The organism is Blautia sp. DFI.3.45 (assembly GCF_020593505.1).
Lineage (GTDB): Bacteria > Bacillota > Clostridia > Lachnospirales > Lachnospiraceae > Blautia_A > Blautia_A wexlerae.
On sequence record NZ_JAJDMI010000082.1, the window covers coordinates 1 to 6940 of the forward strand.

The following is a 6940-nucleotide window of genomic DNA, read 5'->3' on the forward strand; positions in this document are numbered from 1 at the left end:
TAGGTAACAAAAAATGCCGTATTTATGCGGCTTGTGGCGTTTCGCAAACGCCTAAACTATGATTAATTGTGAGGAATTAGGCAATGAAGATAAAACGTGGAGATATTTACTATATAGATTTGTATCTGGAACCTGGAAAAATTTCTGACCACAATAAAAGAAGCAATGGAACATTGTCATTTACCGGAGTGGAACTAATGGATGCTATTGTGTCAGCTGGGATGCCAGATATATATTTGAACAAGGCGAACAAAAGAAATCGTAAAGAGGAGATATATTTCAAAATTAAACTGTTTGAAACATATGTTGCTTTATCGCCAAATGGAGAACTTTTATTCGATCCTGCAAGAAAAGTCTATTTGGATAGTACAGAAATTGGTGCAATTAATTATTGGATTGGAATGATACTTACTACGGTACTTGGAAAGAAAAAATATGGTTATGAGTATATGGTTCATTTATCAATGGTATTAAAACTCAGTTCACAGCCACCCATAGAAAAACATCGATTTCTTTCAGCTAATGGAAAAACTACATACAAATCACCGGATCTAATAGCAATAAACAATTCGAACCGTTATTATGGTGTTTTCGAATCAAAAGGTTATAGCACTTATAGTTCAAATGCTATGGAACGTGGTTATATTCAAGCAAAATCAATAGATAAGATAAATGGAAAACTTCCAAAAAATTCTTTAGTTGTAATGACCGTAACAGGAAAGAGAATAGAGATAACGGAAAAAGACCCAGAGGGTGGAACGACACAGATAAAAGTCAATTTAAGTTTTCTACAAATGTATCATTATTTGCCGATCGTTGAGTTAATCATGGAATTATGTCCGGAGGAACAAGAAAACTGGACATTTGGTTCACTCGTATATGAGGAAGAAAAGTATTCTATTGGAATTCCTACAGTTTTGTATGAGGAACTTCTGCCAATAGCAGAAGGTAAGGAAGAAAATTTACTGGATGAGTTTCTTGAAAAAATTTCTTCTAAGGAAACATATTTATTAGATATCGTTCCGGATGAGGCAAGGCAGCATATTCTTCATGTAAAATAGAAATATGGAACCTTAAATTTTTATCAATAAATTAATATAGATGTGGGAGAAAAGGGATATGAGAAAAGAATATAAGGTACTTATTTGTATTCTGGCTCTGATATTCAGCATAGGTGCGACTTGCATAGGTTTTGGACTGATTGGAAGCTCTTCTCTGAAATTTGGAATGAAATATGTGTGTGATTTCGTTTTTCTGATGCAAACAATAGCTACATGCTGGGTTGTTATAGAATTGCTCAAAAAGTAAGCTTATTAGAGAGCTTTGAGTAAGTACCAGTATCTGACATATGAGAGGAAGGCACTGTTATGGATGGTATAAGCAGCAGGAAATTAACATGGGGAATTTGCATCGTTGGAATTGCGATTGCAATAATAAGCTTCTTTTTCTTACCGGAGATTATTCCCGTTCACTTTGCTGGGAATGGAGTCGCAGATGACTTTGGCAATAAGATAGAAATTTTTTTAATGCCGATACTCCTTCTGACTGTTACAATCTTGAGTGGTATAAAAAGTATAAAGTATGTTCTGATGCATTCGAAGACTTGGCTAACAGTTGGTCAATATAACCTAATGATTGATTGTGTTTTAGGAATTATATTGATCGCAGAAATTTTTATGATTTATGCTTCGTTTGTTTAAAGGCTGATCTATAAATAAAGAATCAGATATATGGCAGTTTCTGTTTCATTGGGCAGGCTGTTTCATATCAAAGTGTGAAGAGGAGCTGGTTCATGATGAAAAAAGTAATTCCAATTATTTTATTTACGGTATCAGCAATATTGCTTTCTGCATGTGGCAGAAAAGAAGAACTGTACGAGATTCCTGACCTGTCACAGTACAAGACAGATTATGTAGGAGATTCTTCGAATGTTATAAATATTGTAAGTGGGCAAGAGTATCCGGAAGGATATTCTTATGATAGCATACAGATACAGTCTGAAACGAAGCCTTATGGATTAACAGTATTTCTAAAAGTTGAGCCGTCTGCAGTTAAGATTGAAGATGAATTGCAAGTTAATGCGGATATGACATTTGATTTGATTGGTAATTTGGAAACGCTTGATTATAAAATAGCGGATAGTAAGGAAATCATTGCATCGTATGAACGGTAGATCATTCAGTGGTTAATATTTTGTCTGCTATTATATAGTAAGAAAAATAGGAAAGCGAAACATATATTTGGAGGACAGCAATGAGAAAATGCGAAAAGTGTGGAACAGTCATGAGAGCGGATTTAAGACTTAAAGTTAATGGCGGTGGCTATGGGATCGTTGTAGATGTAGATGAAAAACAAAAAACGACAACTATAGATGATGTTAAAGTTGCAGTCTGTCCAGAGTGTGGACATACAGAAATGTATTTAGAGGATTTAACTAAATTGAAGTAAAATTAGATATGATTGAAACAGGATAAAAAATTTTGATGGAATGCTTGTGGAGAAAATAAATATGAAAAAACTTAACTATACAGAAGATTTATTGAGAGTTATCTTCTTTTGGATAGGAATATTCTTTCTTGTTTCCGGTGTCTTAAGTTTTCTTGGGATATTAAAACCAGCAGTAAACTCAGGCATTCAGAATCCAGACATGTTGGGAACTGTGTTTTCTATAACGGGAGTGCTTTTGTGTATAATAAGTGCTGCTCTTGGAATTTATACTGCAAAGCTTGATAAATTACATTTACAATTAATCGAAAATGGTACAAAAGTGAATGGCTTGGTAGAAAAAGTATATTTGCAAAAATACACAAGATATAGAAGACAGATTCCATACAGGATTTTATATAGTTTTACATATCATGATAAAGTGTATTATCACAAAAGCCGTTTGGTATGGGAAAAGCCGGATCTTAAAAAAGGTGACTTGATTACCGTATATGTAAATAATCTTGGTAAATCAACAGTTTATAATTGCAATGAAGCGGTCTGATATCTAGCCTCTATATTTCGGAAAATACTGCACGATCTGTGGTTTACAGAAGAGCAGCTTCAAAGAATGCTGAGGATGAAAAATGCAAATCCATCAGATGTATGGAAATTCAGAGATTATTAATGGACAAATTGAAAGCTGAAAGGAAAACGGCCTATCCGTTTTCAACATTGGCGGATCCGTCTGCTAATAAGTGGTTTACAAATCAAAAAACTTGGTAAGAGTATTTTCATAATTCTGTTCAATTTTGTCTATGTTTTCGAGAATCCTGTTCATGTACAAATGCAACTAAATTAGAGTATAATAAGGGAAACCATTGAAACTGGGTTTCCGTAAAGGACATTCCTGTGATGGCAGGAATGTCCTTTACATATAGCGGTAAATTCTGAAGTAGTTGGCATAGAAGTTCATGAGGTAGTTGACGTATGCTTTAAATCTTTTCATTTCGTTTTCCTCCTTTCTTTATCTTACAAGCACATTATAATATCAGAAGACGTATATTACTTGCCAAATGGGAAGAAAAAGTAGACAAAACTTGCAGGAGATTAATTGGAATGTACTGGTAAGAGCATCACAGACATTTGCCTGGATGCAGGAGTTGAGAGCCAAAGGACATTTAACCGGGTATTTCGTGAAAGATATAAAGTAACGTCAAGGGAATACCGGAATCTTTATCGTGAACAATATATAAGTCAGACCCAGGATGAAATATCTGGAATGGAGAAATAGGATGGCATTTATAATCTGTATAGCAGCACTCATAATTATGATGTTTGTATTTACCAAAATGTTGTTAAGCTTCAGCAATAACAGCAGTGCGGCAGTTGAATCTGTTGATGCGACTGTAGTTGAAAAGAAGCAAGGAATCTATACCCATATGCAGTCTGAAGCACATGTACCTTGGTTTCGTGTTGTGTTTGAGATGACGGATGGAAGTTTGATGGAATTTCAAATACAACAGGGAGATTTTCGTGAACTGGAAAAAGGTGATCGAGGTATGCTGACTTATCAGGGAAATCGGTATATATGCTACCAAAAATATAAATTTAAAAGTGAAGCACAGGAGGAAGAAAAATGTTAAGTGAAAGCATTGCAAAGCTGGTACAGTATGGGATTACAACAGGTCTGACACCGGAATGTGAAAGAAACTACACAACAAATCTTCTGCTGGACGTTTTTCATGAGGATGACTATGAGAAACCGGACAACATTGAGGAACCTGTTAATCTTGAAGCAACATTGGGTAAATTGCTGGATGAAGCCGTAAAAAGAGGACTGATCGAAGACAGTATTGTATACCGGGATCTATTTGATACCAGATTAATGAACTGTCTGATGCCGCGTCCGGGCCAGGTGCAAAAAGAGTTCTGGGATAAATATAAAGAAAGCCCAAAAGAAGCAACCGATTATTTCTATAAACTGAGTCAGGACAGCAATTATATCCGCAGATATCGCGTAGAGAAGGATCAAAAGTGGAAGGTAGACAGTCCATACGGTGAGATTGATATTACCATCAATTTGTCCAAACCGGAAAAAGATCCAAAAGCAATTGCCGCGGCAAGGAATGTAAAATCCGGAAGCTATCCGAAATGTCTTCTTTGCCCGGAAAATGAAGGATATGCGGGACGTGTTAATCATCCGGCAAGGCAGAACCACAGGATTATTCCGATCATGATCAATGATACTCCTTGGGGCTTCCAGTATTCTCCGTATGTGTATTACAATGAGCATTGTATTGTATTTAACTGCCAGCATACGCCAATGAAAATTGAGAGAAATGCATTTATTAAACTGTTTGATTTTGTAAAACTGTTTCCACATTATTTCCTTGGATCTAATGCAGACCTGCCGATCGTAGGTGGTTCGATCCTAAGCCATGATCATTTCCAGGGTGGACATTATACATTTGCAATGGCAAAAGCACCAATTGAGCAGCATGTAATACTTCCGGGATTTGAAGATGTAGAGGCTGGAATTGTAAAATGGCCATTATCTGTGCTTCGTATTCGGCATAAAGATTCCAACCGTTTGGTAGATCTGGCAACACATGTGCTGGAAGTATGGAGAGGCTATACCGATGAAGAAGCATTTATTTATGCTGAGACCAATGGAGAACCACATAATACAATTACACCAATTGCACGTAAAGTAGGTGATACCTACGAACTAGATCTGACATTAAGGAACAACATCACAACAGAAGAACATCCGCTGGGAGTGTACCATCCGCATGCAGAATATCATCATATTAAGAAAGAAAATATCGGTCTGATCGAAGTTATGGGACTTGCAGTTCTTCCGGCCAGATTAAAAGGTGAGATGGAACTTTTGGAAGAGTATATTCTCGAAGGCAAAGATATTTCTTCAAATGAACAGATTGAGAAACATGCAGAGTGGGTTAAGAAGTTTCTTCCGAAATATCCGGAAATCACAAAAGAAAACATCCATGGCATTCTTCAGAAAGAGATTGGAATCGTATTTACCCATGTTCTGGAAGATGCAGGAGTATACAAATGTACGACCGAGGGAAGAGAAGCATTCATGCGTTTTCTTGAAACATTATAAAAACTGAAATAAAAGGATTTTTGGGAAAATGGGAGGTAAGTGAAACCTCCCATTTTTTTAAAGGAAGATGATGAAAATAGAATATTTTTTATAAGGTGTGAAACCTTCCTAGGCTTTTCTTTTGGATGTAAGAAGAAGTAGCAGTGGAACAAAAATAAAGATCCTCCATAGTGCAGGAATGGTGATATTGTTTCGGAATGCAAATGCACTGCCAGAAGAATCTGCCGGTATGTAAATGCGAAGATCTACAGTACAGGATGAACTTTCATCTCGTATATCTAAAGGAAGCTGAGAATGATATACTTTGCCTTCATGGGTGAATTTAACAGGCAGTGCCCAGTAATAATGACGCGGACTACCAAAATTATAAAGATAATATCCGTCTGCTTTGATTAAATTTGGATTTTCATGGTAAAGAAAATAGTTTTTATTGGCATAAAAGAATGTCCCGCCCATTAATAGAAGCCAGATCAGCACCAGTGCAGCTTTATTCAAAAAAGGACTATCAAATACTCTTTTCAAAAAATCCCCTCCTGTCAGATAAGGACATTTTATCAAATGAACCAGGAAAATTCGATAGAAAGAAAAAATTTATTATTATGAGAACCGATTTGCTTGTATCTGCATCTAATTAGTGTAAAACAAACACGTGTACAATCCGGCCGGACAGAAGGAGAAAACAGAGAAGCGATTTTGTATAGAAGAAAATAAGTGAGATCTGATTAGGTGCTGTCATGAATCAGTCTAGGATGAAACATCCCTGACCGGTCATGTCAGCCCCTTTTTTCCTGTTTTCAGGGTTCTGTTCACAGAGAAAAAGGAAAGTGTCTGAAAATACCCAAAAAGTGCTAAATATGAGATAAATGATGATGCGGTGTTCCTATCCGTAAAAGAACAGAGGCAAAATGTTTTGTAGAAATCAGCTTACTGTTTGTAAAAGAAAATGTTTTTTCCAGCAGCCTTGGTTATTTTTTATTAAATCGGAGATATTAAAATCAGACGATTTAAAAAATTTGTCTGAATGCTGTTTATCGTTAAAAACAGGGGGCATGGATGGGAAAAAGAAAAGAGATAACCGATAAGGATAATGGAAAGCAAAAAATGTGGATAATGATCACTGTCATCATAGTGTTCTTTGCTATGGCTGGCTATGCAGGAATGTCTTATTACTATTCAGACAGATTTTTTCGGGGAACAACGATCAATGGAATTAACTGTTCTGGAAAAACATCGGAAGAGGCAGAACAGGCGGTTGCTAAAAAAGCAGAGGACTATCTGCTGGAAGTAAAGGCAAGAAATCTGAAATCACTTTCATTTAACTTTCTCCCTATAAAGCTTGAATGAAAAAGTAAATTCTACATTCTAATATACCTTGATTTTATGCGG

The 6940-nt window shown here is 36.0% G+C and carries 11 protein-coding genes; 10 read left to right on the forward strand and 1 reads right to left on the reverse strand.

Annotation, left to right across the window (positions count from 1 at the left end):
• Positions 1–83 precede the first annotated feature (83 nt).
• From LJE09_RS16440 to galT, 9 genes are all read left to right on the forward strand, one after another.
• Positions 84–1061: a hypothetical protein gene (locus LJE09_RS16440; RefSeq protein WP_118069949.1), complete on the forward strand. Its 978-nt coding sequence runs from the start codon at positions 84–86 to the stop codon at positions 1059–1061.
• A 306-nt stretch (positions 1062–1367) separates the two neighbouring features.
• Positions 1368–1700, forward strand: coding sequence for a DUF1648 domain-containing protein (locus tag LJE09_RS16445; RefSeq protein WP_118614213.1), 333 nt, complete (start codon positions 1368–1370; stop codon positions 1698–1700).
• A gap of 92 nt (positions 1701–1792) precedes the next feature.
• Positions 1793–2173 carry a DUF4825 domain-containing protein gene (locus LJE09_RS16450; RefSeq protein ID WP_055056114.1) on the forward strand — a complete coding sequence of 127 codons (381 nt, stop codon included), beginning with the start codon at positions 1793–1795 and terminating at the stop codon, positions 2171–2173.
• Positions 2174–2253: 80 nt separating this feature from the next.
• Positions 2254–2448 carry a zinc ribbon domain-containing protein gene (locus tag LJE09_RS16455; RefSeq protein WP_055056113.1) on the forward strand — a complete coding sequence of 65 codons (195 nt, stop codon included), beginning with the start codon at positions 2254–2256 and terminating at the stop codon, positions 2446–2448.
• A gap of 61 nt (positions 2449–2509) precedes the next feature.
• Positions 2510–2989 carry a hypothetical protein gene (locus tag LJE09_RS16460; protein ID WP_118614215.1) on the forward strand — a complete coding sequence of 160 codons (480 nt, stop codon included), beginning with the start codon at positions 2510–2512 and terminating at the stop codon, positions 2987–2989.
• Between the two features lie 27 nt (positions 2990–3016).
• Positions 3017–3112: a hypothetical protein gene (locus LJE09_RS19245; protein WP_179963059.1), complete on the forward strand. Its 96-nt coding sequence runs from the start codon at positions 3017–3019 to the stop codon at positions 3110–3112.
• 426 nt (positions 3113–3538) lie between these two features.
• Positions 3539–3718 carry a helix-turn-helix domain-containing protein gene (locus LJE09_RS18955; protein WP_118169660.1) on the forward strand — a complete coding sequence of 60 codons (180 nt, stop codon included), beginning with the start codon at positions 3539–3541 and terminating at the stop codon, positions 3716–3718.
• Between the two features lies 1 nt (position 3719).
• The gene (locus LJE09_RS16475; protein ID WP_161208822.1) at positions 3720–4070 is read left to right on the forward strand and encodes a DUF2500 domain-containing protein; all 351 of its coding nucleotides are present in this window, start codon (positions 3720–3722) and stop codon (positions 4068–4070) included.
• The gene (galT, locus tag LJE09_RS16480; RefSeq protein ID WP_118614217.1) at positions 4064–5554 is read left to right on the forward strand and encodes a UDP-glucose--hexose-1-phosphate uridylyltransferase; all 1491 of its coding nucleotides are present in this window, start codon (positions 4064–4066) and stop codon (positions 5552–5554) included. Before LJE09_RS16475 ends, galT begins: the two co-directional genes overlap by 7 nt.
• Before the next feature lie 108 nt (positions 5555–5662).
• Here the strand turns inward: galT and LJE09_RS16485 are convergent, their stop codons facing one another.
• Positions 5663–6076: a hypothetical protein gene (locus LJE09_RS16485; RefSeq protein ID WP_044961941.1), complete on the reverse strand. Its 414-nt coding sequence runs from the start codon at positions 6074–6076 to the stop codon at positions 5663–5665.
• A 531-nt stretch (positions 6077–6607) separates the two neighbouring features.
• Between LJE09_RS16485 and LJE09_RS16490 the strand changes: the two genes are divergently transcribed.
• Entirely contained in the window at positions 6608–6898 is a 291-nt protein-coding gene (locus LJE09_RS16490; protein WP_227311563.1) for a hypothetical protein, read from the forward strand.
• Positions 6899–6940 lie beyond the last annotated feature (42 nt).